The following is a 24,637-nucleotide window of genomic DNA, read 5'->3' on the forward strand; positions in this document are numbered from 1 at the left end:
TAGCTAGCCGTCCTTGTAGTAATACGAATAGCCGTTGATCGCCGGGGCCCCGCCCAGATGCGCGTAGAGCACGCGCGACCCATCGGGGAAAAAGCCCTTGCGGGTCAGATCGATCATCCCCTGCAGCGATTTGCCTTCATAGACCGGGTCAGTGATCATCGCCTCGGTCCGTGCAGCCAGCCGGATCGCGGCGTTGGTTTCGTCGCTTGGCACGCCGTAAGCCGGATAGGCATAGTCGGGGTTGATGACGATTTCGTCCTCGCGGACCTTGCGGCCAAGGCCAACCAGCTCGGCAGTGTTGTCGACGATGGAGCGCACCTGCGCGCGGGTTTGCTCCAGCGTGCCCGAGGCATCGATGCCGATAACCCGGTCCGCACGGTCCTGCGCGGCAAATCCGACGATCATTCCGCCCTGCGTCGATCCGGTGACCACGCAAACCACGATGTAATCGAATTTGAAGCCCAGATCAGCTTCCTGCGCCGCCACTTCCTCGGCAAACCCGACATAGCCCAATGCGCCGAACTTGTGCACCGAGGCCCCTGCGGGGATTGGATAGGGCTTGCCGCCCGCATCGATCACCGACTGGATCGCATCCTCCCAGCTTTGCCGGATGCCGATATCGAAGCCATCATCGACCAGGCGGCTGTCTGCCCCCATCAGGCGGGTCAGCAGGATATTGCCGACCCGGTCATAGACCGCGTCATGATGCGGCACCCATTTTTCCTGCACCACCACACATTTCATGCCGATCTTGGCGGCGGTGGCGGCGACCATCCGGGTGTGGTTCGATTGCACCCCGCCGATCGAAACCAGCGTATCGGCCCCGCTGGCGATGGCATCGGGGACGATATATTCCAGCTTGCGCAACTTGTTGCCGCCAAACGCGAGGCCCGAATTGCAATCATCACGCTTGGCCCAGATCTCCACCTTGCCGCCCAGTTCAGCCGATAGGCGCGGCAAGTGCTCGATCGGGGTCGGGCCGAAGGTCAGCGGATAGCGTTCGAATTTGGAAACGAGAGACATGGCATTCTCCGGATTTCTGATCAGCTTTTCAGCTTCCAACCGCTCTTCAGCAACCCATACAGCGCGCCCAGCAGCAGCACGTTGAGCGCCCCCACATACAGCGCGCCGTTGAGCACTGCCATGTTGGTGGCGCCGATATCGCTTTGGCCCAGAAAGCCGAAGCGGAAGCCCGAAATCACGTAGAAGAACGGGTTGACCCGGCTGACCGCCTGGAACGCGGGCTGGAGGTTGCTGATCACATAGAAGGTGCCTGACAGCATGGTCAGCGGGGTGATCACGAAATTGCTGATCATCGCGGCGTGATCGAACTTGTCGGCCCAGACCGAAGTGATCAGGCCGATCACCGCCAGCAGCACCGAACCCATCAGCCCGAACCACACCACCGCCCAGGGATGCGCGATCTGCAGCTGCACGCCCGGCCACAGCAGCATCGCCAGGGTGATCGCCAGCCCCACCAGCACCGCGCGGGTCACCGCCGCGCCGATCAGGGCAATGATCAGCTCGCCGTTGGAAATCGGCGGCATCAGGTAGTCGACAATCGTGCCCTGGATCTTGCCGGCCAGGAAATTGAAGCTGGTATTGGCAAAGGCATTGCCCATCATCCCCATCACGATCAGCCCCGGCGCTATAAAGCTGGCGAAGTTTACCCCCAGCACTTCACGCCCGCCGCGCCCCATCGCGACGGTGAAGATCATCAGATACAACAGCGTGGTCATCGCCGGGGCCCAGATCGTCTGGGTCTGGACCTTGAAAAATCGGCGCACTTCCTTCATATAGAGCGTCCACAGCCCCAGCCGGTTGAACGTGCTGAAAATGGGCACTCCCCGTTCTGGAAATCCGGGAGCTGCGGCGCGCGTTGCGGCGGCGGCGATTTCGGGTGCGGGATTGGGTTGATTGGCCATGCCGGTGCGACTATCGCCGCCGCGGCCACCATGCAATAGCGCGGTGCACAGCCGCAGTAGAAAGAGAAACGGGCACGATGAGCTGGACCGACGAACGGATCGAAAAGCTGACCAAGATGTGGGAAGGCGGCTCTACCGCCAGCCAGATCGCTGATGAACTGGGCGGGGTCAGCCGCAATGCCGTGATCGGCAAGGCGCACCGGCTTGGCCTGAAAGCCCGCCCCAGCCCGGTCAAGCCCAACGAAAGGGAAGCCGCCGCGCCCGCGCCAAAGGCCGCCAAGGCCGCCGCGCCACGGCCGGCCCCGGCCCCGCGTCCCGCCGCGCCCGCTGCGCCGCGCGGCGCTGCACCCGCAGATGTGCCGGCCGGTGATGGTGCCCAGCCCGCGCCCAAGCCCAGTTCCCCGCGAATCGTCTCGGTCGGCCCCGGCGGATTTCTGCGTCAGGGCCCGGGCGATCAGCAAGCGCCGATCCCGCCCGCCCCGCCGCGCCGCCTGGTTCCGGCCAAGCCCAGCCCGGACATGGCCGAAAAGACCAGCCTGCTCGATCTGAATGACCGGATCTGCCGCTGGCCGATGGGCCACCCCGGCGAACCCGATTTCCACTTCTGCGGCGAAAAGGTGAACCCCGGCTTCCCCTATTGCGTCCCACATTGCGGGCGTGCCTATCAGGCGCAGCTGCCACGCGGCCATCGCCGCCCGCCCCCGCCGCTGCCGTTTGGCGGCCCGCGGGTGCGCTAAGGCGCTGAGCCGGGGTCATGGGGGGATACGGTCTCAAGACCCTAGTTCTGATCACCGGCATCATCAGCGCGGTCGTCTGGATGGCGCCGTCGCTGGTCACGATCGGGCTGTTCCTGCTGGTTGTTCCCGGGCTGATCCTGATGATCATGCCCACGGTGTTCGTCTATCTGCTGGCGACGCTGCTGATCCGGGCGGTGCTGCCGTTGCAAAGCTGGCCGGCCACGGCCGCAGCGCTTGCAATTGTCGTGGCGCTGGGCTTCATCCTGCCCCAACCGCTGCGCCTGATCCACAAGGCCCAATACGACAGCGCGATGCAGCCCGAGATTGTGCCCGGCGACCCAGTCAGGCTGGCGGGCGAAGTGCTGGTGATCAACAAGAAGCCCTCGCACGATGGCGCCTTGGGCGGCCCCGCATGCGATGCGCTTTGCGCAGCCCTGCTGGCGTCCCCTGGGGTCACCGGTGTCACCATCCGCAACGAAGCCGCCGATGCCGACGATCCGCGCCAGAAGCATTTCCGGCTCGATCCGGGTAAGGCCGGGGGCAGTGCCGGACCGAACAAGCCCGAAGATATCGTCGGGCACCTCCCCGAACTGCGCGAACCGCACAAGAAGGGCGAACCGCTGCCCGCGCGATCGGACCGCCAGCAGGCTTTGCGACAAGCTGTGATCAGCGACTGGACGATCCGGCTCGCCACCAGCGCCGGGCTGAGCGAAACCCAAACCGCGCCTGCAGCCGATTTCACCATCACGATCACCGCCAACAACCGCGCGCACTGGAATCCCAACGTCGACCGGCTCGAGGTTGCGCGTACCGGTCAGCCACCGCTGCTGCGCCGCAGCCTGGTACGCCAGCGCGCGCTGGCCGCACCGTTCCACTTCGGGTTCGAGGGCATGATCGAGAATGCCCACTTCGTGATCGGCTATTCGATGCTGACCAGTGCGCCGATCTATCCCGATTTCGATCCGCTGCTCGAACTGCTGCGCCACACCTCGCTGGCGCAGGCGATCCCCGACGTTGCGCAATCGGGCGCGCTGCGCAGCGCCGTGATCGCTGCGCTGGACAAACCGTCCGCCAGTCAGGCTCAACTGAACCTCGCCAAGGGCTGGATGGACAGTCTTGAATACAAGCCCGCGCCCGAAGATCTGGCGCTGGTGCATCGCGTCATCGCCGATCAGCGGATCACCGGCATTCGTACCCAAGTGAACCGGTTCTACCAGAAAGCGATCCCGCCAGAACTGCGTGCGCCGCTGGTGGCGCGGATCCTCAATCCCGCCAGCGATCCGCAAGAACGCAGCGCATATGGCAAGCTGCTGTCAAAACTGCCCGAAGGAACGTTCGCGCAGCCCACTGGCGATGAGGCGCGGATTCTGGCCGATCCGGTGCTGCGCCGCCAGGCCGCACCGTTCATCGAACGCCTTGCCGATCAGAGCCAGCCGGGATTGGCGATGCTGATGCAGATCCTTGAGAACGAGATCGCAAGCGGCACCCAATGGGCCATCCAGCGCCCGGTCATCCGTGCGGTTCGCCGCGGGCTGGCCCGGCTGGGTCCCGGCGCGGCTAGCGCCCTGCCGCGGATCGAGGAGCTGTTCGCCCGCCCCCGCAATCCGCTCGCCAACCTCTCGCAGGAAGCCGATGAATGGCGCTTTACCATGGCGCGGATGGGCAAGCCGGTCGATGCGCTGCCATTTACGTCTGGCCAGAAGCCGGAATCGCTTGAGCGCGACAAGGCGCAAATCCGCAAGCGGCTGGCTGATTTCGATCCGGCCTGGGAAAGCGGCTACTCCTACTGATCCGGGCACCATCTTTGGTGCCACGCCTTAATCTTGTGCTTGCCCTGCCGTTAACCATGGCATGACAGCGCATGACCCTTCGCTCCACCGCAAGCCCGGCGGCCTGCTCGGCTGGCTTGGCTTTGGCAAGGGCGATCGAGCCGACGGCTCTGCGCCCACTGCCGAAGCCCGTCCCGAACTGCGCGGCAGCCTGCGCTTGCAGCAGCTTGAGGACGTCGCCCGGTTCCTTGCCGCGCATCAGCTGGAAGTGAATGCTGCCAGCCTGGCCGCTGGCTGGAGCTATCTTGCCGGGGCCAACCGTGATCTGGTGCGAGCGATCGATCGCCGCATCCGTGCGCGCGAACCGCTTACCCAGGCGTGGCTCGAAGAGCAGCTTGGCACGCGCGATTCTGATCAGGACCTGGCAACCCTTGCCGATCTGATGCGGCGGCTGGAAGCCAGCATCGACGAATTTGGCAAGACCAGCCACGACGCGCACCGCGCCACCAGCGATTATCACACCGCACTGGAAGGCCACGTTGGCGAACTTGAGCAGGTGACCCGCGCGGGCGAGGTGATTTCAGATCTCGCCAATATCGCCAAAGTCATGCTCAAGCGCACCCGCGAGATCGAAAAGCAGATGCTGCGCAGCGAAGCCCAGACCCGCGCGCTGCGGCGTCGGCTCGATGAGGCACGGCGCAGCGCCGAGGAAGACCACCTGACCGGCCTGCCCAATCGCCGCGCTTTCGAAGCGCGCTTTGCCGAAGAATACCGCGATGCCCGCGCCGCCGCCGACCAGCTGTGCGTGGCCTTCTGCGATATCGACCATTTCAAACGGATCAACGACGAGCATGGTCACGATGCCGGTGACCGGGTGCTCAAACTGGTGGCCGACTGCCTGGCGCGCCTGTCGGACGACAAGTGCCATGTTGCCCGGCACGGCGGCGAAGAATTCGTCGTGCTGCTGCGCGGCACCTCGGTTGAAGAAGCCTCTGTCAGGCTCGAAGCGCTGCGCGCCGGACTGGCCGAACGGCGGCTGGTCAACCGGGCCAACGACCGTCCGTTCGGTCAGGTCACCTTCTCTGCCGGGATTGCCGATGTCTTTACCTGCAGCGATCCGCGCAGCGCCTTGCGCGCCGCCGATGCCGCGCTTTACCGGGCCAAGCAGGACGGACGAAACCGGATCGCGCTGGCCAATGCCGAAGATTGTGAAACGAAGCAGGCCACCGCCGCCTGACTGGCCGGGCCGGGCGCGCTCCGGCGCCGAAGTTCCAGACGTCCCGTGACCCGCGGATACAAAAAAGGCCCACCTGCAAGCGAGCCCGGTTTGGTAGTGGTGCGCCCGGAACGATTCGAACGTCCGACCCTCAGATTCGTAGTCTGATGCTCTATCCAGCTGAGCTACGGGCGCGTTGGAACGGCGCACATAGGGGGGCGCAGCGGGCTTGGCAAGCGGCTATTTTGCCCCTTCGAGCATCTCTTTCACAGCCGCGGCAAGCGGCACGTCGAGCGGCGGCATGGCGAGCAGGCCAAGGCTGCCGGGATCGTACCATTGCAAGGCATCAGCATCCAGTGCGGCCGCTTCACCGTGCCAGCGGCGGCAGCTGTAAAGCCTGATGACAATACCGCCATCGGCATCGGCGGCCTCGGCCAGATAGACAATCGCATCTCGATCAAGCGCAATGCCAAGCTCTTCGGCGATCTCGCGCTGCAGGGCCTCAAGGTCGGTTTCGCGCGGCTCTACCTTGCCCCCCGGGAATTCCCACAGCCCGCCATGGGCGCGGTTTGCGCGGCGGCGCTGCATCAGCACCTGGCCCTGCAGATTGATCAATGCAGCGGCGACCACTTCGATCACTGTCGGATTTTTTTGCAAATCGCGGTCCGCCTTAAACCATTAATTAGGGATGTCCCCACTACCTGCATGGCTAGCTGCCACAATCAGCGGAGTTGGGGAACAATGAAGGCTATCCTGCAAAGACTGGTTCGCGACCAACGCGGCACCTCTGCTGTCGAGATGGGCCTGATTTGCGCACTCATCGTGCTGGCCATGCTGACCGCGCTGCAAGGGGTCGCCAACCAGACCAAAGAGACCTGGAACACCGTTTCGTCAAAAAGCGGCGAAGCCATCGCAGGGGCCACGGCCGCTTAAAGGTTTGGCAAGGAATTGCCTCTAATTCGAATCATGCTCACTCCGGAGATGGAACGAGCCGGGTAATTGAAGACTGCAACAGGAGACTAGATATGACCTTTTTCAACAAGCTGATCCGTGACGAAGCTGGCGCCACCGCGATTGAATACGGCCTGATCGCCGCGCTCATCGCCGTTGCCGCGATCGCCGCGATGCAGGGCCTGGGCAACCAGCTCAAGAGCACCTTCAACACCACTTCGTCGGCTATGTCGGGCGCCAACGCCGCCTAAGCCTGGTACGACGAACCAAGACCGGGGGGCGGCAGGGAGACCTGCCGCCCCCTTCGTTTGTGCGCCGCGCCAAGGCGTTCTGCAAAACTGGGAACTGGCTGCCGGGCCTCACGGGTTCGCGGGCATTAACTCGAAATAAAGGATTCGGGCGCAATTTCGGAGTTCTCGAAGCAGGGTGACATTTGGGGAAATGGGTACACCAGCCTTCTAAGGGGACCAGATGCCATGACTTTCATTACCAAACTTTCGCGCGACGAAGTCGGCGCCACCGCTATCGAATACGGCCTGATCGCTGCGCTTATCGCCGTTGCCGCCATTGCCGCGATGCAGGGCCTGGGCAACGAGCTGAAGAGCACGTTCAACAGCACCTCTTCCGCCATGTCGGGGGCCAACGCCGCCTGATCATTGCGCGCCGGGCCAGGGTCATCGGCCCTGGCCTGTCTGCGGCCAAGCGGACCGGATGACAAAATACTTTTTAGTCCAATCGCAAGAACAGACAGCGCACATTCGCGCCACAACACACCGGGTTGACGAAGCAGGCACATCGGCCAGCCAGCCCACAGGAGATTGGTTATGACGCTTCTCGGCAAGCTTTTTCAGGACGAGCGCGGGGCCACTGCCATCGAATACGGCCTGATCGCCGCGCTGATCGCGGTTGCCGCGATTGCCGCGCTGCAGGGCATGGGCAACCAGCTCAAATCGACGTTCAACAGCGCCTCTTCGGCGATGTCGGGCGGTAACGCCGCCTAATAAGAGCGGGTTCGCACAAAAAAAGGGGCGGTGCACCGTGGTGCGCCGCCCCTTTTCCTGCGCGTGCTGCGCCTCAATAGACCACCAGCTTGATCTTCTGGCCGACCGCCAGTTTCGACGTGGCGGTCAGCCCGTTGAGCACCAGGAAGCGGTCGAGCGGCGCGTCGGCATAGGCCATGCGCCGGGACAGGGTCTGCACGGTATCGCCCGATCGCACCGTCACCACCGACAGCTTGCGCGGCTTCAGCGCCGTTGCCTCGGCATTGGTGAGCCGCCGCATCGAGCGGAACATCGTATCGAACACGTTTGCACCGGCCTGGGTGATCGTCATGAAGTGATAGGCGGTGGTCGCATCCCACTGGTAGGCGAAAACCGTCACATCGACCTCGCCGTTGCCCGAGGCGACCCGCGCAACCGAATAGGCCGCCGCCACGCCGTTGACCGTGGTGCGCTGCACCGCCGCGGGATTGAGCTGTGCCTTGTTGGCCTGCGCAAAGGCGCTGAACACACCACGAACATAGGCATCAAGATCGCCGCTGAACGGGGCCGAGGTGAACTGGCCTTTCCCAGCCTGCCCGCCGATCGCCACCGCGTTGGAGCCATTGATCAGGTAGAACCCGGTCGGGGCTTCGAACGCCATCTTGTAGGGCACATGCTTGAAGCTGCGGCCTTCGATATAGCCCTGTTCGGGCGCATCGCCATAGGTCAGCCCGGCAATGCGGGTCAGGAAGGTATCGCGGTTGGTCACCCCGCCGCGGGTGCCCGCCAGGTTGAGCGTGGTGCGCACGCGCGATTGCGGATCGGGGTGAGTCGATGACCATTCCGGCACCTGCGCGCTCGTCCCCATCAGTCGCGCATCGAGCGCGTTCTGGTTGGCCAGGCTCTGCAACACGCTTGACATCGCGCGCGGATCATAGCCGGCCTTGGTCAGATAGCGGATCCCCAGCGCGTCAGCCTCGTTCTCCTGACCCCGCGAGTACTTGAGCGTCAATAGCTGCGAACCTTGCAGGAAGCCCTGCTGCAGGTACTGGCCGATCTGGCTGTTGCCCAGCAGTACGCCCGAAAGCACCGCACCGACCACGCCGAAAATCGTGTTCTTGGTGGCCGCGCTTTGCCGCTTGGCGCTGTGGCGGGCGGCAACGTGGCCGACCTCATGGCCCAGCACGCCGGCCAGTTCGGCCTCGTTGTTCATCAGCGAGACGAGCTGGCGCGTGGTGTAAACGTAGCCTCCCGGAATCGCGAAGGCATTGTCGACCGAACTGTTGAGCAGCGTGACAGTGAAATCGCTGGCCGAATTGGACAGTCCGGATTGCAGCGAGATCTTCTTGCCCACCGCGCTGACGTAAGTGGCCTGCGGTCCGGTCATCGCGCCGCCAAATTCGGCAACCAGTTGCGGGTGGACCTTGGCCCCTTCGGCCTTGTCCTTGGCGCTGATCGACGCCACCGCTGTGGCAGATCCGGTCTGCGCGCCGATGGGTGCCGCAGCGGTCATGCCACCGATGGCAAGCGCGGGCGCAAGGGTGATAACCAGGGCCTTGCGGCCAAGAATGCGGGACATTTCAGACTCCTCGATACTGCGACTGCGTGCAGGGTAATGCCTTGCCAACGCATTGCAATCTCGAAGGTTCCGCCAGGCTGAACAGGCCGTTCAGCCCTCGCCAATGCGCAGGAAGCGTTCTTCGCGTTTGGCCCGCAGCTGATCCGGTGAAAGCGCGGCAAGCGAATCAAGCTCTTCCACCAGCGCCTTGGACAGCGCCTCGGCCGCCAGCGCGGGATCGCGGTGGGCGCCGCCGACCGGTTCCTTGACGATCCGGTCGATCACGCCCAGCCCCAGCAGGTCCTGCGCGGTTATCTTCATCGCTTCAGCCGCTTCGGCCGCCTTGTCCGACGTCCGCCACAGGATCGAGGCACAGCCTTCGGGGCTGATCACCGCATAGACCGCATGTTCGAGCATCAGCACGCGCTCGGCGCTGGCCAGTGCGACCGCGCCGCCCGAACCGCCCTCGCCCACGATCACCGCGACCATCGGCACCGGCAACGCCAGGCAAGCCTGAGTCGAGCGGGCGATCGCTTCGGCCTGACCGCGCTCTTCCGCCTCAACCCCCGGGAACGCGCCCGAGGTATCGACCAAGGTCACCACCGGCAGCCCGAACCGCCCGGCCAGGTCCATCAGGCGGATCGCCTTGCGGTAGCCTTCGGGCTTGCCCATGCCGAAATTGTGCTTGATCCGGCTTTGCGTGTCATTGCCTTTTTCGTGGCCAATCAGCACCACGCGGCGCTCTCCCAGCCGCGCAAAACCGCCGATAATCGCCTGATCATCGCCAAAATAGCGATCCCCGCCGAGCGGCATGAAATCGGTAAAGATCGAGGCCACGTAATCGGTGAAGTGCGGGCGCATCGGGTGCCGGGCGACTTGCGTCTTCTGCCACGGGGTCAGCGCGGCATAAGTGCTGGCAAGCAGATCGGCGCTTTTCATTTCGAGCCGCCGCATTTCGCTGGCGATATCGACATCGCCGTCCTTGGCGGTCTGGCGCAGATCGGCAATCCGTGCTTCCAGCGCCGCGACGGGCTTTTCAAACTCGAGGTAGGAAATCATGGCTCCGCGCTAGCCTCATGTGCCGCGCTGGGCAAGGGCTCGCGGGTTGCCAGGGGATGCCGGGCATTGACCAGTGCCACCAGCCGCGCTGCATCGACATGGGTGTAGATCTGGGTGGTGGCGATATCGGCATGGCCCAGCAGCGTCTGCAACACCCGCAGGTCCGCCCCGCCTTCGAGCAGATGCGTGGCAAAGGCGTGGCGCAGCACATGCGGGCTGACTTTCTCGGCGTCGATCCCGGCCCGCGCCGCCAGCGCACGGAGCAGCTGGAACAGCCGGATCCGGGTCAGATGCCCGCTCTTGCCGGTCGATGGAAACAGCAGCTTGCCCCCGTCCCCGCGCAGCGCCGTCCAGCGCGACAACGCCGCAAGCGCCGCGCCGCTGACCGGCACCATGCGCTGCTGCCCGCCTTTGCCGGTGACGGTCAGCAACGGCGCATCGCGCGGCACCGCGCTGAGCGGCAACGAAACCAGCTCGGTCGCGCGCAAGCCCGAACCATAGAGCAGTTCAAGCAGCGTCAGCAGCCGCACCGCCTCGCGCCGTTCGCCTGCCGCTTCTTCCTCGGCGCGGACGAACAGCGCCTTTACTTCGGCGTGGCTGAGCAACCGCGGCAGCGGGCGGCGGCTGCGCGGGCGCGGCAACGCGGGCGACGGATCATCGCCGCGCCAGCCTTCATCCACCATGAAGCCGCAGAACTGCCGCAAGGCCGAGCATTTGCGCGCCAGGCTGGCCGGAGCAAGCGCCGCCCAGGCCCCGCCCAGCGAGGCAAAAGCATCGCGGTCCGCGCTGACCAGATCGCCGATCGCTTCTTCGGCACCTTCCAGATCGCGGCGATAGGCCGCCAGCGTATTGGCCGCCGCGCCGCGTTCGGCGGCGAGCATCGCAAGGAAAGATTCGATGGCGGTCACGCCATACCCGCTTAGCTCCGCGCCACCGCTTCAGCGGCGATCATCCGCGCTTCGGCGGAAAGCCCGACGCGGTCCAGAGCGGAAATGATGTGGTACAGGTTGACGCTGGTCATCTTGGCCCAGCTATCACCTTGCATCCCGATCCCGGCCAGCAGCACCACCAGCGCGCGGTTGTTCACATCTGCGGCCTGATCGATCAGCCGGGTCCAGCGGGTCTGGCGGCCCAGATCGATCCCCAGCTTATCGGCGAACCCGCCTGCGGTATTGGCTTTCACCCGGCCCAGCGCAGCCAGTCCGGCCAGCAAAAAGCGCGATTTGCGGTGTCCTTCGCTGGCATCGCCATCGTAAAAACTGTCAAGCGCGCCGCCTTCGACCGGCGCGGTGCGATTGGGTGCGGCCAGCACCAGCTGGCCCCAGCCGACCGTGCCCAGATCGGCATGCGGCGCCCAGCGCAGCGCGTTCTGATCCAGCCCGGCGCTGAGCATCGCGGCGATCAGATCGGGCAACACCGCGTCATGATCGCCCGAAGGGGTTACCCGCGCGGCGGCAAAGGCGGTCAGCACCTGGCGCGAATAGCGCGCTTCGGCATCGGTGCCGCCATCCCACAGCGCGCGGATCGCCTGCATCCGCGCCTCGGGTGTTTCGCCGACATAGGCAATGCGCAGCGTGTCGGCGCTTTCGGCAAAGGGGCCGTTGATATCGTCCTGGCTGTAGATCTGGCTGTAAAGATCGACCATCGCCGCCGATGACAGGATGCCCGCCGCCCCCGCACGGTCGGCGCCTTTGGCGCGCGCCACCAGCGGAGCCATCGGCGCGGTGGCCGCAACATAGTCATAGCGCACCGGCAAATCATTGAGCAGCGCTGCGGGCGGCGCAGCGCCCACCGCCATGCTCAGTGCATAGCGCCACGGGGTCATTTCCTGGACCCCTTCCCATTCGATTTTCACAGTCTGGCGCGCTTTGCCCGCTGCGCCGGCATAACGCTTGGCCAGCAACACATCGAGCTGCTGCCAGCCGCCTTGTCCCACCAGCCGGTCAAGCTGCGCCAAGGCCGAAGCGCCGCTGCCTTCGAACGAGGAGCAGATCGCCTGCAGCACTCGCCAATCGGCATCCTTGCGCCCGCCGCCGATCACGCTGACCACCGGGCAGATCCCGGTGATATCGCCGGTGAACTGGTAGGCATCGATCGCGGCCTGAGTCAGCGCCGGGGTATAGTTGCCGGCATCGACATCCTGCACCATCTGCCGCGCCGCATCGCCTTCACCCATCCGCACCAGCAGCGCCGCGCGCGCGCCGGCAAAATCGGCCGGGTTCATGCCCGCGGGCGCATCCAACCGCGAGGCCAGCACGCGCCGCAACAGGATGTGGCCCCAGCGCGAGACCAGCCGCCCCTTGTTGCCACCCAACAGAGCGCCCACCAGCGCCGCATTCTGCCGGCCCAGCGATCCCGGCGGCATCCCGCCTTCATCCTCGGCCAGAATCCCGACCTGCTTCATGGAGCGGCGCAGCGCAGAAGGCATATCGAATTTGGGCTTGAGGCCTAGAAGTTGGTCCAGCTCGTCCGGGCTCATCGATTCGAGTTCTTTGAGCGAGGGGACCCTCGCGCCCGACGGCAGCGTTGCAGGCCGGACCGCTGACGTGCTTCCGCCGGCTGAACCGCCGCTGCTTCCGCCAGGCAGCGGCTGGACCACCGGGGTCGAGCCATCGCCAGGCGTGGCCGGCGGCCGGGCGGCGGGCTTGGGCTTGTCAAAGCCCGGGGGCAGCAGCGATTCGGGCGAATCCTGGGCAACCGCCAGCGACGAGAGCGCCAGTGCGAGGCCAGCCGTGCCCATCAGCCAGCGCTTCACGATGCGATCCTGGGCAGCACAGCCGGTGCTTCAAGCTCGGTCAGCGGGCGCAGCCCGCCATCGTGCCAGGCCCAGCCCAGCACCCCGGCAACGGCCAGCACCACGCCGCCGCCAATCCATGCACCCTTGCCCATTCGCTGTGCCACTCGCGGCCTTCCGTTGCCAATGCTTGCGCTGCCGGTTAGCCTATCTATAGCCGTGGCCGCAATGGAGCATGCGCTTTCCCCTGCCGAAATCGAGGCGCTGGCGCGGCGGATTGACCGTCCGCTGGTGCTGGTGGGTATGATGGGCGTGGGCAAGACCAGCGTGGGCAGGCGGCTGGCCAATGCCCTGCACCTGCCCTTTATCGATGCCGATGAAGAGATCGAGCGTGCCGCGCAGATGTCGATCGCAGAGATTTTCGCGCAATTTGGCGAGAGCTATTTCCGCGATGGGGAGCGCCGCGTGATCGCCCGGCTGATCCAGGGGCCGTGCCGGGTGATCGCCACCGGCGGCGGCGCTTTCATCAATCCCGAGACCCGCGCGCTGATCCTCAAGCAAGCGATCGCGGTCTGGCTCGACAGCGATGTCGAAGTGCTTGTCGAACGGGTTGGCCGCAAGAACAGCCGCCCCTTGCTGCAAGGCGGAAACCCGCGCGAAATCCTGACCCGGCTCAAGGCTGAACGGCAAAGCGCCTATGCTGAAGCGCCGATCCATGTGACAAGCGGCAACGTGCCGCACCACCGCACGGTGGAGGTGATCCTGAAGGGCATCGAACAATGGCTGTGATCCCCGTTGACGTGGCCGGCCGGCCCTATGAAGTGCGGATCGGCACCGGGCTGCTAGCCAATCTGGTGAGCGAATGCCGCGGGCGTTTGCGCAAGGCCCGCGTGCCGGTGGTGACCGATACCAATGTCTACGCCGCCTGGGGAGCGGCCATCGACCATGCGCTGCACCAGGGCGGCCACGAAGCGGCGTGGCGGATCCTTCCGGCTGGCGAGGCGAGCAAGAGCTGGGACCAGCTGGCCGCCACCACCGACTGGCTGTTGGCGCAAGAGGTTGAGCGCGGCGATCATGTGCTGGCGCTGGGCGGCGGCGTGATCGGCGATCTGACCGGGTTTGCTGCGGCAATCCTCAAGCGCGGGTGCCAGTTCATCCAGCTGCCGACAACGCTGCTGGCGCAGGTTGATTCGAGCGTCGGCGGCAAGACTGCGATCAATACGCCGGCCGGCAAGAACCTGGTCGGCGCGTTCCATCAGCCCGCGCTGGTGCTGGCCGATCTGGCCGCGCTCGATACCCTGCCTCCGCGCGAGCTGAGGGCGGGCTATGCCGAAGTGGTCAAATATGGCCTGCTTGGCGATGGCACCTTCTTCGCCTGGTGCGATGCCAATGGTGCGGCCCTGCTGGCCGGCGATGCAGGTGCGCGCGAATATGCCATCGCGCACTCGGTTGCTGCCAAAGCGCGGATCGTTGCGGCGGATGAGCGCGAGACCACGGGCCTGCGCGCACTGCTCAACCTTGGCCACACCTTCGGCCATGCACTTGAGGCGCAGACCGGCTTTTCCGACCGGCTGCTGCACGGCGAAGGGGTGGCGCTCGGCATGGTCCTCGCCGCACGGTTTTCGGCTGCGCGCGGGCTGATGCCGCGGGCCAGCGCCGAACATGTCGCCCGGCATTTCGCTGAGGTCGGGATGGCCAGCGAAGTGGCCGCGCTCGGCCTCAATTGCGATGGCGCAGCGCTGGTCGCACATATGCGCCACGACAAGAAGATGGACGCCGGCGTGCTGCCGTTCGTGCTGATGCACGGGATTGGTCACGCGTTCCTGGCCACGGATGTAGCGCTGGATGAGGTTGCAGCGTTTCTGGATGGCGAACTGGCGCGCTGAGGGTCTAGCTACTGCCCAACAATAGCCCGCTTCACTAACGCCAGCCCTTCGTTCCCACCACCCCCGGCACCGGAACGGCGCGCGTTTCAGCCGGGCGGGAGACCCAGAAATTGAGCGCTGGGTGCAGCGCAGCGGGCAACTGCCGCACCGCGGGCACCGTGGTGCTGCCGATCAACCGCTGGCGTGCCCGCAGCCGCACCGCATCCTTGCCGGGCTGGAGCGAGATCGCCCCGTCCTGCATTGCGAACCACGCCGGTTCATATAGATAGCTATCGTCGCTGTGCAGCATTGCCGCGATCGCGGCATCGTCGTTCATGCAATAGGCCATCCGCAATTCGATCGATTCGGTAGACGCAATCCCGCCGCTGGCCCGGCGCAGGGTCGGCGATGCCTTGGTGATCACCGCCATCGCCTTTTTTGCGCCTTTCGCATCGCCCAACTGGTTAAGCGCACAGGCCCTGATCCAGGCGAACTGGCGCTCGCTTCCCGGAACCCAGCCGCCGCGCGGACCTGCAGCCTTTTCCGCCGCATCGAGCATCACGATGGCTTCGCGCGGCCGGTCGTATTCGGCAAGCACGGCAGCGTGGTTGACCAGTCCGTTGGCGCGAAAGCCGCCGTCTAACTGCTTTTGCCCAGCGATCAGCCGGTAAAGATAAAGCCCGCCCTCAAGATCGCCGCTGTTGATCTCCAGCTTGGCCTGACGCAGCAGCAGCGAAATCCATGAAAACTGCAGGTTCGGGTTCGTCAATGCGCCTAGGCTTTCCAGTTCAAGCCGCTTATCTTTCAAGAGCTTGATCGCCAGCGCTGCATCACCGGCTTGCCAGTAAAGTTCGGCCGCCTGCAGCGTGATCAGCACTGAGCCGCCAACGAAATTCTCCAGCGGTGACCCTTCGCGCGGGCGCGGAACCCCGGTGGTCAACAAGTCATCGGCGCGCTTGCGCAGCGCGCGGCGCCAGCCTTCGCCATCTTCGCCAACAAACGCCATCAACCTGGGCCACAGCGGCGCAGCCTTGGTCGATGCGAGTATCCCGAACACGTTGTCATATTCCGCCACCATGTCGGGATAGCGCCGCCCGGTGCTGACGTCCTCGGCGCGCAGCATCAACCAGCCGCGTTGCTCAACCAGGCAGATCCGCACGCCGTAACGCGGCAACAGCACCGATTCGGCGCTGGCACATTCGCGGTCAGGATCGGGCAGCGACAGCGGGACAGCGGCAACCCGCGGCGGCGAAGGTGCCTTGCGTTCAGCAGCGGGCGGTGCCGCCAGCGCCGCGGCGGAACAGGCCAGCGAGGCCGCACCCCAGACAAGTCGTTTCATCGTCGCGCACCCCTCCCCAACCGGGTCCAAAGTCTAGCCGAAGATCGCGTACGACTGCATCCCCACCGCAACCGCTTCGCCGCGGCTGTTCCAGATTGCCATGTCCTGGCTCGAACAGCCCTTTTCCGCATAGTTTGCCGCCGCGCGCAACAAAAACCAGCCGTCGTCGGTTTCGGGCAGCGGGGTCAACATGTTGATAAGCCAGGTCATCGAACTGATCGGCATGGGGCCGGTCAGCGGCATGACGCCGGGCGGCAAGGCATCGCCCAGCAGCACCATCGCGACCATCGGATCAAGCCCCTGGCTATCGCGCAGCCGTTCCCACCAGATGATTTCGGGGCGCTTTTCCGCGCTGCGATGTTGGGCAAAGCGGCGTTCGAAATTGGGGGCAAAGCCGGGTCCGGCGGTTGGCGGCAAGGGCACCGCCTGATCGAGCGGGACAACGGCGGGCATCGGCACATCGTGAAGATGCAGCGTGCTCGCCTCCACCGCACCCATGAACACGAAGGTCGCGGTCAGGCCGATCCCGGCCTCGCTGGTCACTTGCGTCTCGATCCAGGTGGCATTGCGTCCGCGCCGCAGCAGCCGCGCGCGCACTTCCACCGCGCCCGCCAGCGGCCCGACAAAGTTGATCGTGGCCGAGCGCAGCGGCGGCAGATCATCGGCCAGCCGCTGCGCCGCGGCCAGCGCCAGCGCCGCCGAAAGGCCGCCATAGGCGGTGCGGCCCTGCATCCAGTCAACGGGGACAACGGCGGCAAATCCGCCTTCGATCGGCCGCGCGGCGGCCAGCACTTGAGGAAAGCTCATCGCCTTTCCATTGACGTAAACGGAAAGCAGGTCAACATTCGGATCATGACCAAATTCATCGATCTGTCGATCCCGATCACCACCAAAGTGGTGTCAGATCCGCCCGTGATGCTGCCGCAGATCCACTATACCGATCACAGCGAAACCTGGGCACAGATCGCGCTGTTCTTCCCCGGGTTGACCAAGGAAGACCTGCCCGATGGCCAGGGCTGGGCGGTTGAGACACTGACGCTATCGACTCACAACGGCACGCACATGGATGCGCCGTGGCATTACCATTCGACGACATTTGACGGCAAGGAACGCGCGGCGACGATCGATGAAGCCCCGCTTGACCGGTTCTTCCGCCCTGGCGTGAAGCTGGACTTTTCACACCTGCCACACGGTACCGTAGTCAGCGCGGCGCAGGTCGAGGCGGAACTGGGGCGGATCGGGCACGATCTCCAGCCGCTCGACATCGTGCTGATCCAGTCGGGCGCGATCTATGGCACCGACAGCTTCACCGATCAGGGCGTAGGCGTGGGCGCAGAGGCCACACTGTGGCTGACGGCGCGCGGGGTCGAAGTGGTCGGCACCGATGCCTGGTCGTGGGACGCGCCGTTCAGCCACACCGCAAAGCGCTGGGCCGAAACCCGCGATCCCGCGATCATCTGGGAAGGCCACAAGGCTGGCCGGGTGCGGCCATACTGGCAGATCGAAAAGCTGATGAACCTGGCCGCGCTGCCCGCCAACGGCTTCACGCTCAGCTGCTTTCCGGTCAAGATCGAGGGCGCCAGCGCCGGCTGGATCCGCGCCGTGGCGCTGATCGGCTAAACCAGCCGGACCAGCAGCATGGCCGCCAGCACGGCGATCGTCCCGAAGGTTATGACCACCCCGATCTGCCGCGGGATCGGTGCCTTGCCCGGAGCAGACGGCGCGTAAAGCCCGATCGCGTGGGAAATCCGCCCCAGCAGGAACACCTTCCCGATCAACAACAGCATTGCGTGATCGGCCTGATTGTATTCCAGCAGGCCGAGCATGATCAGCACGATCGGCGCGTGTTCGGCGAGGTTGCCGTGGGCCCGGCTGGCACTGGTCAGACGGGCATCGCCGCCATCGCCAAACGCCACCTTGGCCCTAAGGCGGTGCCGGATCGTGTCGATTGCCAGGATCAGGAGCAGGGTCGCGCAGCCTGCGGCGACCAGCGAAGTAACGGGCAATTGCATCTCAAATCTCCTCGCAATCAAGGCACATGTCTGGTGATATCAAACCTTCACAACGCCCTTTTCGATCAGGCTGTTCGCGCAATCGATGATGCTATCTTCGGGCGGGCGCGGCTTCCAGCCGAGCACGCTTTGCGCCCGCGCCGAGCTGGTTGCGCGGGTCCGCCCGATCTCGCCCAAGAGCTGCCGCGCGGGCGGCATGAACAGTGCGAGCACGTGCACCGCCCAGCCCGGCATCTTGCGGACCGGGACCTTGCGCGCCTGCGGGCCAAGCCGTTCGCGTAGCACCGCTGCCATATCGGCGAATTTGAAGAAGCGGCCCGAGCTGCCCAGGAACCGTCCATCTCTGATCTTGGCGGCCGGCGCCTCAAGCGCGAGCACGTGCAGCGCGGCAATATCGCGCAAGTCGACAATGCTGAACCCAACATCGGGCAAGGCCGGGATCGATCCGTTGAGCAGCCTGAGCACCGGTTCAACCGACGCCGCAAAATCGCCCCCCTGCACCGGCCCCAGCACCATGACCGGGCAGACCGCGCAATAGTCCATGTCACCGCCCTCGGCCGCCACCCAATCGCGCGCGGCGCGCTCGGCGATGGTCTTGGATTTGATATAGGGCTGGACCCCGGGGGCATCGACATTGGTCCAGTCGTTTTCGTCATAATCGCTTTTGCCCGGCGGGTGGCCATAGGCGATCGCGGCGGCCGAACTGGTCATCACGAACCGCTTGATTCCTGCCGCCTTGGCAAAGCGCAATGCCCGCAGCGCGCCATCGCGGGCCGGCACGATCAGCTCGTTCTCGTCTTTGGGCACGGCCGCCGGAAACGGCGAGGCCATGTGGCACACCGCTTGGCACCCGGCCATCGCCTCGGCCCAGCCGGCATCGCTGGTCAGATCGGCGGCGAAGAACTTCAGCGTCTGCGGCGTGCCGCCCAGCTGCGCGCGCAGCTCGGCCTCGCGCGTCAGGCTGCGCACCGAGGTGTGAACGCTCCAGCCATTGACGAGCAGCTGGCGGATGGTTTCCCCGGCGATGTAGCCGCTGCCGCCCGAAACGAAGACCGTGCCTGCCATTGTCCTTCTCCCTTTCAGAACCGGATCATGATCGACCGCGCCAGGGCGGGCGAGATCGAGTGAACCAGCTGCAAAACCTTGACCATGCCGACGTTGATCGTCTCAGAGCCGCGTTCCATGCCCTGCACAATCTGCCGAGCGCATTCGGGCGCGCTCAACTTGTTCGATCCGCGCCCGGCGGTCATTTGCGTATCGACCATCGGCGGCAGCGCTTCCACCACGGTAATCCCGGTGCCTTTGAGCTGCGCCCGGATCGCCAGTGTATAGGACCGCAGCCCCGCCTTGCTGGCGCAATAGACCGGCGATCCGGCATTGGGCGCGAGCGCCAGCCCCGACGTGACGTTGACGATCATCGCCTCAGGCCGCGCTTTCAGCACCGGCAGCAGCCGCGCGATCAGCAGCGTGGGGGCGTGGAGGTTGAGGTAATAGGTAGCTTCGGCCCCGGCCAGATCAACCTCACCGCTGCGAAAATCATAGTTGGTGCCAACCCCGGCATTGTTGACCAGAATGTCGATCGGGCGATCCCCCAATCCGGCCACCAAAGCATCAACCCCGGCGGGCGTGGACAGATCAGCAGCGATCACTTCAAAACCATCGGCGCGGGTTGCGGCAATCCGCTCGGCATTGCGCCCCGATGCAATCACCACCGCGCCCTTGGCACGCAATTGCCGGATCAGTTGCGCGCCGATCCCGTCGGTCCCGCCGGTAACCAGCACGGTCTTGCCGTCAAGGCGCATTGCAATTCTCCCCATGTCGTTGGAAAGGCAGACTAGCTGATCGGTTGCGGAATGCAACCAGTCCCCCTCCCGCCTGCGGGAGGGGGAGATTAGCGCATCAACACCAGTTCCTCGGCCATGGAGGGATGCAGCGCGACGGTGGCATCAAAATCGGCCTTGGTCAGCTTGGCCTGCACCGCGATCGCTGCCGCCTGGAGGATTTCGGGCGCGTCGGGGCCGATCATGTGGATCCCCAGGATGCGGTCGGTCCCGGCATCGACCACCAGCTTGTAAAGCCCGCGTTCCTGGCGGCTGGCGAAGACGTTTTTCATCGGCCGGAAGTCCGAGGTGAAAACCTTGATGTTGCCGTGGGCGTTGCGCGCCTGGCCTTCGGTCAGGCCGACCGAGGCCAGCGGCGGCTGCGAAAAGACCGCGCTGGGGATGCAATCGTACGCAGTCGAACGCGGATTGCCGCCGAACAGCGTATCGGCAACGGCATGGCCTTCACGGATCGCGATCGGGGTCAATTGCACCCGGTCAGTCACGTCGCCCACTGCATAGATGCTATCACAGCTGGTCTTGCTGAAGTCATCGACCGGCACTTCGCCGTTCTTGCCCAGCGCAATTCCGGCGCTTTCCAGCCCCAGTCCATCGGTCTTGGGGCGACGCCCGGTTGCGACCAGCACGACATCGGCGGGAAACGGATCCTGATCGCCAACGGTGACCATCAAGCTGTCGTCTGCCAGCTTTTCGACGCGCTTGATCGGGCAATTGAACTTGTATTCGATGCCTCTTGCCATGGTGATCTGCAGCAGCCGGTCACGCAGTGCCTCGTCATAGCCGCGCAGCAGCGTCTCGCTGCGATTGACCACGATGACATGGCAGCCAAGCGCGTTGAATATCCCGGCAAACTCCATCGCGATATAACCCGCACCCTGCACCACCACGCGCTTGGGCAGGCTGGGCAGGTGGAACACCTCGTTCGAGGTGATGCAGTGCTCGTTGCCTTCAAAGTGGGGCATCACCGGCCAGCCGCCGGTCGCGATCAGGATGTATTTCGCGGTGATGTCGCGCCCCGAAGCCAGCGTCACCGTGTTGGGCCCGGCAACCTCTGCGCGTTCCTTGAAATGATCGACCTTGTTGTTGTCGAGCGTGACGGTGTAAGCCGCCTCCAACCGGTCGACATCGCGCAGCACGGTATCGCGCAGCACGTTCCAGTCGAAGGTCATGCCCGTAACCGACCAGCCGTAGTGCGAGGCATCATGCAGCTCCTCGGCAAAGTGCGAGCCGTAAACCAGCAGCTTCTTGGGCACGCAGCCGCGGATCACGCAGGTGCCGCCGATGCGGAATTCCTCGGCCACCGCCACGCGCGCGCCGTGCGACGCGGCAATCCGGCTGGCGCGCACCCCGCCCGAACCGCCACCGATCACGAACTGGTCATAGTCATTGTCTGTCATGGGCGGGGATATGGGGTGGGCGGTGCGGGTTTGCCAAGCGGTTTTGGTGATTGGGGTGATAGAAGGACTTTGAACCCACAGCTGACATTGACAAATGCATTGATGCAGGACTTCACTATCAAATGACCTTAGGTTTTGCCGTCCTTTGTATCGCTGGCATGGCTTTGTTGGCCTTTTTCGTCATTGCGCGCAACGCAGGAAGGGAAGCGAAATCAAAACCGCCTGCAACCTCTTCGGAGGAGTTTGAAGATATCGATACAGAAAAGTTTGCTGCTCTAATGGCAGCGCCAATTTCGGAAAAGTCTATCCAACAATCACTGCACTCTGGCATGCGCGAAACCAGTCGGGGTGTGTGGAAAACGAAGGACGAAATCAAAGAAGAAGAGCGATACTGGCGGATTTGGAGATCGACGCTAAGCATGGTCCCAATCCACGTGAACGGTATGACACTATACGTCGATCATGGCGGGCAAACCTTGCACATGCAGATCGAAGCAATTTTGGCAAACGAAGGAAATTGGTATCTGGATGGATATTGCCGCGAAATTTCTGATCGTCGGACTTTCGCCCTTGACCGGATCGAGGCCCTGACCACCGATGATGGCGTTCACTTCGCCGGCGTCAGAGAATGGCTCATAAATCGCGTCAAAATCGCTCCCGCAGTTGCTGACGACCTCGGACTAATTATTCCGCCTATCGATGCGCGGCGCTAAATCTTAGCCAAACGAGTTACTTGATCCCCGCCTCGGCCAGCAGTGCCTCGGTGCTGGCGTCGAACACCGCCGCGCCGCCAACGATCGCGCGGGCGATGTCCTTGCCCAGTTCCACCCCGAACTGGTCGAAGCTGTTGATCTGCATCAGCACCCCGGCGCAGAACGTGCGGTGTTCGTGGAACGCGATCAGCGCGCCCAGCGTGGCCGGGTTCAGGTCCTCCACCAGGATCGCCGCGCTGGGCCGGTCGCCGGGATAGGCGCGCGCCGGGTCCTTGGCCGCTTTGCCCGCCATCAGCGCGGCGCCTTGCGCAAAGCAATTGGCCAGCAGGTTCCGGTGATGCGCCGGATCGAGGCTGTCGCCCGGAATGATCGCGGCGATGAAATCGACCGGCACCAGATTGGTCCCCTGATGCAGCAACTGGAACACCGCGTGCTGCGCATCGGTGCCCACCCCGCCCCAGGTGATCGGCGCGGTGGGTCCATCTACCGGGCTGCCATCGAGCTTCACCGACTTGCCGTTGCTCTCCATTTCGAGCTGCTGGAGATAGCTTGGAAACAGCCGCAGCCGCTCGTCATAGGCGAAGCAGGCCCGGGTCTGGGCGCCGCGCAGCCGCGTGTAATAGAGATCGGCGCAGGCCGCGCGCAGCGGCAGGTTGGCAAAGCCATTCGTTTCGAGGAAATGCCGGTCCATCGCCGCCGCACCGTCGAGAAATTCGGCGAAATCGTCCCACCCCAGCGCCAACGCAATCGGGAACCCGATCGACGACCACAGCGAATAGCGCCCGCCGACGCTTTCCGAGAATGGCAGCACGCGCGTTTCATCCACCCCCCATTCAACCGCCTTGTCGGGATAGGCGGTCAGCGCCACCACCCGGCCATAGGCATCCTCAACCCCGTTCTGCCGCAGCCAATCCAGCGCCGACATGGCGTTGGTCATGGTTTCGGTGGTGGTGAAGGTTTTGGAGGCGACCGCGATCAGCGTGGTGGCTGGATCGCAGGCCTTGAACGCGGCTTCCAGCGCGCAGCCATCGATATTCGAGACCACGTGGACCTGCATTTTCGCCTCGTCCCGCGCCAGTGCATCGATCGCCAGCGCCGGGCCCAGCGCCGATCCGCCGATACCGATATGGATCAGGTGCCGGGTCTCGCCCAGCGCGCCTTCGTGGATCGCCTCGACCAGGCTTTGCATGCGCAGGTGCAGCGCCTGGGCTTCTTCCACGCTGGTTTCGCGCCCCACGCCGCGCAGCGCTGTGTGTTCGACCGCACGGTCCTCGGTGGTATTGATATGCTCGCCGGCGAACATCGCCCCGCGCCGAGCGGCAAAGCCTGCCGCATCGGCCAGTTTCAGGAACGCCGCGGCGTGAGCCGCATCGAGGTGGGTCTTCGACCAGTCGAACCGCACCGTCCCGCCCGGCAGATCAAGCCGCGCCGACCAGGCTTCGAGCCGTGCGGGATCGGCGAACAGCGCTTTCAAAGTGGGCTTGGGCAAGAGTTCCAGCTCTTGCCATGCGGCTGAAATCGCGTCGCTCATCGTCACACTCCTGCACCTTGTCGAATGGGCCTATTACCGCGCATTGCGGCGGGGCCAAGCGTGGAATAGCTATGCAGCCGGGGAAGGTGTGTTGCAATTGCCATACACCTTGGCCCTTGACGCAGCCCTTTCGCGCCTAGATGGACGAGCCTGATGACCGATATGACCGACACGTCCCCCGTGGACACTTCGAATTACGCCTCCGATCCGGTGCAGAAACCGGCGAAGAAGGAAGATTCCTTCCCTGTTTTCCTGCTCAAGCTGGCCTTGGCGGTGCTGGTGTTCCGCAGCTTCATTTTCGCGCCGTTCTACATCCCCAGCGAATCGATGCTGCCGCGGCTGGTCAACGGGGACTATCTGCTGCTGGCCAAATGGCCTTATGGCTATTCCAGCCGTTCGCTGCCGTTTGGCGCGCCGCTGCTGCCCGAAAAGCGCGTGCTGGCGTCCAACCCCGCGCGCGGTGATGTCGTGGTGTTCAAGGCCCCGGCGCATTTCGAGCAGGACTGGATCAAGCGCGTGATCGGCCTGCCCGGCGATACCATCCAGATGAAGGGCGGGCAGCTGTGGCTCAACAACGTCGCCGTGCCCAAGGTCAAGATCGCCGATTTCGAAGTGGCGGTCAGCCCCAATACCAGCTGCTATGCCGCCCGCTTTACCGCCAAGCGCGCCGATGGCGCCGAAGTGTGCCGCTATCCCCGCTTTACCGAGACGCTGCCGGGCGGGCGCAGCTATGAAGTGCTCGATCTGATCAGCAATTACCCTAAGGACGATACCGATCCGTTCATCGTCCCCCAGGACCATGTGTTCCTGATGGGCGATAACCGCGACAATTCCGAAGACAGCCGCTTTCCCGCCGATCCTGCGGGCGGCATTGGGCTGGTGCCGATCGACAACCTGCTGGGCCGCGCCACGGTGATGATGTGGTCTACCGATGGCAGCGCCGAATGGCTCAAGCCGTGGACCTGGTTCAGCGCCGCGCGCTGGAACCGGCTGGGCGGAACCTTCTGAGG

The 24,637-nt window shown here is 64.5% G+C and carries 27 protein-coding genes and 1 tRNA gene; 12 read left to right on the forward strand and 16 right to left on the reverse strand.

The annotated features are described in order from the left end of the window. Positions 1-3: 3 nt before the first annotated feature. The gene (locus tag RMN99_RS07280) at positions 4-1,023 is read right to left on the reverse strand and encodes a 1-aminocyclopropane-1-carboxylate deaminase (protein WP_309622640.1); all 1,020 of its coding nucleotides are present in this window, start codon (positions 1,021-1,023) and stop codon (positions 4-6) included. Positions 1,024-1,043: 20 nt separating this feature from the next. Then, complete coding sequence (locus RMN99_RS07285) at positions 1,044-1,925, reverse strand: ABC transporter permease (RefSeq protein WP_309622641.1); 882 nt, start codon at positions 1,923-1,925, stop codon at positions 1,044-1,046. Positions 1,926-2,002: 77 nt separating this feature from the next. Between RMN99_RS07285 and RMN99_RS07290 the strand changes: the two genes are divergently transcribed. From RMN99_RS07290 to RMN99_RS07300, 3 genes are all read left to right on the forward strand, one after another. Continuing rightward, on the forward strand, positions 2,003-2,662 hold the full coding sequence (locus RMN99_RS07290; RefSeq protein WP_309622642.1) for a GcrA family cell cycle regulator: 660 nt from the start codon (positions 2,003-2,005) through the stop codon (positions 2,660-2,662). A 17-nt stretch (positions 2,663-2,679) separates the two neighbouring features. Then, positions 2,680-4,452, forward strand: a complete 1,773-nt coding sequence (locus RMN99_RS07295; protein WP_309622643.1) for a hypothetical protein — start codon at positions 2,680-2,682, stop codon at positions 4,450-4,452. Positions 4,453-4,513: 61 nt separating this feature from the next. Continuing rightward, complete coding sequence (locus RMN99_RS07300; protein ID WP_309622644.1) at positions 4,514-5,668, forward strand: diguanylate cyclase; 1,155 nt, start codon at positions 4,514-4,516, stop codon at positions 5,666-5,668. Positions 5,669-5,765: 97 nt separating this feature from the next. Here the strand turns inward: RMN99_RS07300 and RMN99_RS07305 are convergent. Together RMN99_RS07305 and RMN99_RS07310 are read right to left on the reverse strand one after the other, a co-directional pair. Further along, positions 5,766-5,842, reverse strand: a tRNA-Arg gene (locus RMN99_RS07305). A gap of 45 nt (positions 5,843-5,887) precedes the next feature. Continuing rightward, on the reverse strand, positions 5,888-6,286 hold the full coding sequence (locus tag RMN99_RS07310; RefSeq protein ID WP_309622645.1) for a (deoxy)nucleoside triphosphate pyrophosphohydrolase: 399 nt from the start codon (positions 6,284-6,286) through the stop codon (positions 5,888-5,890). A gap of 102 nt (positions 6,287-6,388) precedes the next feature. Between RMN99_RS07310 and RMN99_RS07315 the strand changes: the two genes are divergently transcribed. The 4 genes from RMN99_RS07315 to RMN99_RS07330 all read left to right on the forward strand — a co-directional run bounded on the left by RMN99_RS07315 (position 6,389) and on the right by RMN99_RS07330 (position 7,599). Beyond that, positions 6,389-6,580: a Flp family type IVb pilin gene (locus RMN99_RS07315; RefSeq protein WP_309622646.1), complete on the forward strand. Its 192-nt coding sequence runs from the start codon at positions 6,389-6,391 to the stop codon at positions 6,578-6,580. 92 nt (positions 6,581-6,672) lie between these two features. Further along, entirely contained in the window at positions 6,673-6,849 is a 177-nt protein-coding gene (locus tag RMN99_RS07320; protein WP_309622647.1) for a Flp family type IVb pilin, read from the forward strand. Positions 6,850-7,074: 225 nt separating this feature from the next. Further along, entirely contained in the window at positions 7,075-7,251 is a 177-nt protein-coding gene (locus tag RMN99_RS07325; RefSeq protein ID WP_309622648.1) for a Flp family type IVb pilin, read from the forward strand. A gap of 171 nt (positions 7,252-7,422) precedes the next feature. Next, positions 7,423-7,599 (forward strand): Flp family type IVb pilin, encoded by a 177-nt coding sequence (locus RMN99_RS07330; RefSeq protein ID WP_309622649.1) that lies wholly within the window; start codon positions 7,423-7,425, stop codon positions 7,597-7,599. A gap of 73 nt (positions 7,600-7,672) precedes the next feature. On the opposite strand, the gene RMN99_RS07335 is transcribed toward RMN99_RS07330, so the two are convergent. From RMN99_RS07335 to RMN99_RS07355, 5 genes are all read right to left on the reverse strand, one after another. Continuing rightward, positions 7,673-9,157 carry a M48 family metalloprotease gene (locus tag RMN99_RS07335; RefSeq protein ID WP_309622650.1) on the reverse strand — a complete coding sequence of 495 codons (1,485 nt, stop codon included), beginning with the start codon at positions 9,155-9,157 and terminating at the stop codon, positions 7,673-7,675. Between the two features lie 90 nt (positions 9,158-9,247). After that, positions 9,248-10,195 (reverse strand): acetyl-CoA carboxylase carboxyltransferase subunit alpha, encoded by a 948-nt coding sequence (locus tag RMN99_RS07340; RefSeq protein ID WP_309622651.1) that lies wholly within the window; start codon positions 10,193-10,195, stop codon positions 9,248-9,250. After that, positions 10,192-11,103, reverse strand: coding sequence for a tyrosine recombinase (locus RMN99_RS07345; protein ID WP_309622652.1), 912 nt, complete (start codon positions 11,101-11,103; stop codon positions 10,192-10,194). The genes RMN99_RS07340 and RMN99_RS07345 overlap by 4 nt, the downstream gene beginning before the upstream one ends. An 11-nt stretch (positions 11,104-11,114) precedes the next feature. Then, positions 11,115-12,950 carry a hypothetical protein gene (locus RMN99_RS07350; RefSeq protein WP_309622653.1) on the reverse strand — a complete coding sequence of 612 codons (1,836 nt, stop codon included), beginning with the start codon at positions 12,948-12,950 and terminating at the stop codon, positions 11,115-11,117. Continuing rightward, a complete protein-coding gene (locus tag RMN99_RS07355) occupies positions 12,947-13,096 on the reverse strand; it encodes a hypothetical protein (protein ID WP_309622654.1) in 150 nt (49 codons plus the stop codon). Before RMN99_RS07355 ends, RMN99_RS07350 begins: the two co-directional genes overlap by 4 nt. 61 nt (positions 13,097-13,157) lie before the next feature. Between RMN99_RS07355 and RMN99_RS07360 the strand changes: the two genes are divergently transcribed. Together RMN99_RS07360 and aroB are read left to right on the forward strand one after the other, a co-directional pair. Further along, a complete protein-coding gene (locus tag RMN99_RS07360; protein WP_309622736.1) occupies positions 13,158-13,718 on the forward strand; it encodes a shikimate kinase in 561 nt (186 codons plus the stop codon). Beyond that, the gene (gene aroB / locus RMN99_RS07365; protein WP_309622655.1) at positions 13,709-14,815 is read left to right on the forward strand and encodes a 3-dehydroquinate synthase; all 1,107 of its coding nucleotides are present in this window, start codon (positions 13,709-13,711) and stop codon (positions 14,813-14,815) included. The genes RMN99_RS07360 and aroB overlap by 10 nt, the downstream gene beginning before the upstream one ends. 34 nt (positions 14,816-14,849) lie before the next feature. Here the strand turns inward: aroB and RMN99_RS07370 are convergent, their stop codons facing one another. Continuing rightward, on the reverse strand, positions 14,850-16,133 hold the full coding sequence (locus tag RMN99_RS07370) for a hypothetical protein (protein WP_309622656.1): 1,284 nt from the start codon (positions 16,131-16,133) through the stop codon (positions 14,850-14,852). Positions 16,134-16,166: 33 nt separating this feature from the next. Beyond that, on the reverse strand, positions 16,167-16,940 hold the full coding sequence (locus tag RMN99_RS07375) for a thioesterase family protein (protein WP_309622657.1): 774 nt from the start codon (positions 16,938-16,940) through the stop codon (positions 16,167-16,169). A 45-nt stretch (positions 16,941-16,985) separates the two neighbouring features. Here RMN99_RS07375 and RMN99_RS07380 point away from each other — a divergent pair, with 45 nt between their 5' ends. Further along, complete coding sequence (locus tag RMN99_RS07380; RefSeq protein WP_309622658.1) at positions 16,986-17,753, forward strand: cyclase family protein; 768 nt, start codon at positions 16,986-16,988, stop codon at positions 17,751-17,753. Here RMN99_RS07380 and RMN99_RS07385 read toward each other — a convergent pair. From RMN99_RS07385 to gorA, 4 genes are all read right to left on the reverse strand, one after another. Beyond that, on the reverse strand, positions 17,750-18,145 hold the full coding sequence (locus RMN99_RS07385) for an MAPEG family protein (protein WP_309622659.1): 396 nt from the start codon (positions 18,143-18,145) through the stop codon (positions 17,750-17,752). The genes RMN99_RS07380 and RMN99_RS07385 overlap by 4 nt on opposite strands. Positions 18,146-18,184: 39 nt before the next feature. Next, positions 18,185-19,210 (reverse strand): NAD-dependent epimerase/dehydratase family protein, encoded by a 1,026-nt coding sequence (locus tag RMN99_RS07390; RefSeq protein WP_309622660.1) that lies wholly within the window; start codon positions 19,208-19,210, stop codon positions 18,185-18,187. Between the two features lie 14 nt (positions 19,211-19,224). Next, positions 19,225-19,947 carry an SDR family NAD(P)-dependent oxidoreductase gene (locus tag RMN99_RS07395; RefSeq protein WP_309622661.1) on the reverse strand — a complete coding sequence of 241 codons (723 nt, stop codon included), beginning with the start codon at positions 19,945-19,947 and terminating at the stop codon, positions 19,225-19,227. An 89-nt stretch (positions 19,948-20,036) separates the two neighbouring features. Then, positions 20,037-21,383: a glutathione-disulfide reductase gene (gene gorA / locus RMN99_RS07400; RefSeq protein ID WP_309622662.1), complete on the reverse strand. Its 1,347-nt coding sequence runs from the start codon at positions 21,381-21,383 to the stop codon at positions 20,037-20,039. A 122-nt stretch (positions 21,384-21,505) separates the two neighbouring features. On the opposite strand from gorA, the gene RMN99_RS07405 reads away from it, so the two are divergent. Further along, complete coding sequence (locus RMN99_RS07405) at positions 21,506-22,096, forward strand: WYL domain-containing protein (protein ID WP_309622663.1); 591 nt, start codon at positions 21,506-21,508, stop codon at positions 22,094-22,096. A gap of 16 nt (positions 22,097-22,112) precedes the next feature. Here RMN99_RS07405 and pgi read toward each other — a convergent pair whose 3' ends face one another. After that, positions 22,113-23,627 (reverse strand): glucose-6-phosphate isomerase, encoded by a 1,515-nt coding sequence (gene pgi / locus RMN99_RS07410; RefSeq protein ID WP_309622664.1) that lies wholly within the window; start codon positions 23,625-23,627, stop codon positions 22,113-22,115. Between the two features lie 162 nt (positions 23,628-23,789). On the opposite strand from pgi, the gene lepB reads away from it, so the two are divergent. Next, complete coding sequence (gene lepB / locus RMN99_RS07415; protein WP_309622737.1) at positions 23,790-24,635, forward strand: signal peptidase I; 846 nt, start codon at positions 23,790-23,792, stop codon at positions 24,633-24,635. The last annotated feature ends 2 nt before the right edge of the window (positions 24,636-24,637 follow it).

This window comes from Novosphingobium sp. (assembly GCF_031417815.1).
Lineage (GTDB): Bacteria > Pseudomonadota > Alphaproteobacteria > Sphingomonadales > Sphingomonadaceae > Novosphingobium.

Coding starts and splice junctions, on each gene's coding strand:
- RMN99_RS07280 (WP_309622640.1), bottom strand. CDS start 1,023: ATGTCTCTCGTTTCCAAATTCGAACGCTATCCGCTGACCTTCGGCCCG.
- RMN99_RS07285 (WP_309622641.1), bottom strand. CDS start 1,925: ATGGCCAATCAACCCAATCCCGCACCCGAAATCGCCGCCGCCGCAACG.
- RMN99_RS07290 (WP_309622642.1), top strand. CDS start 2,003: ATGAGCTGGACCGACGAACGGATCGAAAAGCTGACCAAGATGTGGGAA.
- RMN99_RS07295 (WP_309622643.1), top strand. CDS start 2,680: ATGGGGGGATACGGTCTCAAGACCCTAGTTCTGATCACCGGCATCATC.
- RMN99_RS07300 (WP_309622644.1), top strand. CDS start 4,514: ATGACAGCGCATGACCCTTCGCTCCACCGCAAGCCCGGCGGCCTGCTC.
- RMN99_RS07315 (WP_309622646.1), top strand. CDS start 6,389: ATGAAGGCTATCCTGCAAAGACTGGTTCGCGACCAACGCGGCACCTCT.
- RMN99_RS07320 (WP_309622647.1), top strand. CDS start 6,673: ATGACCTTTTTCAACAAGCTGATCCGTGACGAAGCTGGCGCCACCGCG.
- RMN99_RS07325 (WP_309622648.1), top strand. CDS start 7,075: ATGACTTTCATTACCAAACTTTCGCGCGACGAAGTCGGCGCCACCGCT.
- RMN99_RS07330 (WP_309622649.1), top strand. CDS start 7,423: ATGACGCTTCTCGGCAAGCTTTTTCAGGACGAGCGCGGGGCCACTGCC.
- RMN99_RS07335 (WP_309622650.1), bottom strand. CDS start 9,157: ATGTCCCGCATTCTTGGCCGCAAGGCCCTGGTTATCACCCTTGCGCCC.
- RMN99_RS07340 (WP_309622651.1), bottom strand. CDS start 10,195: ATGATTTCCTACCTCGAGTTTGAAAAGCCCGTCGCGGCGCTGGAAGCA.
- RMN99_RS07360 (WP_309622736.1), top strand. CDS start 13,158: ATGGAGCATGCGCTTTCCCCTGCCGAAATCGAGGCGCTGGCGCGGCGG.
- aroB (WP_309622655.1), top strand. CDS start 13,709: ATGGCTGTGATCCCCGTTGACGTGGCCGGCCGGCCCTATGAAGTGCGG.
- RMN99_RS07370 (WP_309622656.1), bottom strand. CDS start 16,133: ATGAAACGACTTGTCTGGGGTGCGGCCTCGCTGGCCTGTTCCGCCGCG.
- RMN99_RS07375 (WP_309622657.1), bottom strand. CDS start 16,940: ATGAGCTTTCCTCAAGTGCTGGCCGCCGCGCGGCCGATCGAAGGCGGA.
- RMN99_RS07380 (WP_309622658.1), top strand. CDS start 16,986: ATGACCAAATTCATCGATCTGTCGATCCCGATCACCACCAAAGTGGTG.
- RMN99_RS07385 (WP_309622659.1), bottom strand. CDS start 18,145: ATGCAATTGCCCGTTACTTCGCTGGTCGCCGCAGGCTGCGCGACCCTG.
- RMN99_RS07390 (WP_309622660.1), bottom strand. CDS start 19,210: ATGGCAGGCACGGTCTTCGTTTCGGGCGGCAGCGGCTACATCGCCGGG.
- RMN99_RS07395 (WP_309622661.1), bottom strand. CDS start 19,947: ATGCGCCTTGACGGCAAGACCGTGCTGGTTACCGGCGGGACCGACGGG.
- gorA (WP_309622662.1), bottom strand. CDS start 21,383: ATGACAGACAATGACTATGACCAGTTCGTGATCGGTGGCGGTTCGGGC.
- RMN99_RS07405 (WP_309622663.1), top strand. CDS start 21,506: ATGACCTTAGGTTTTGCCGTCCTTTGTATCGCTGGCATGGCTTTGTTG.
- pgi (WP_309622664.1), bottom strand. CDS start 23,627: ATGAGCGACGCGATTTCAGCCGCATGGCAAGAGCTGGAACTCTTGCCC.
- lepB (WP_309622737.1), top strand. CDS start 23,790: ATGACCGACACGTCCCCCGTGGACACTTCGAATTACGCCTCCGATCCG.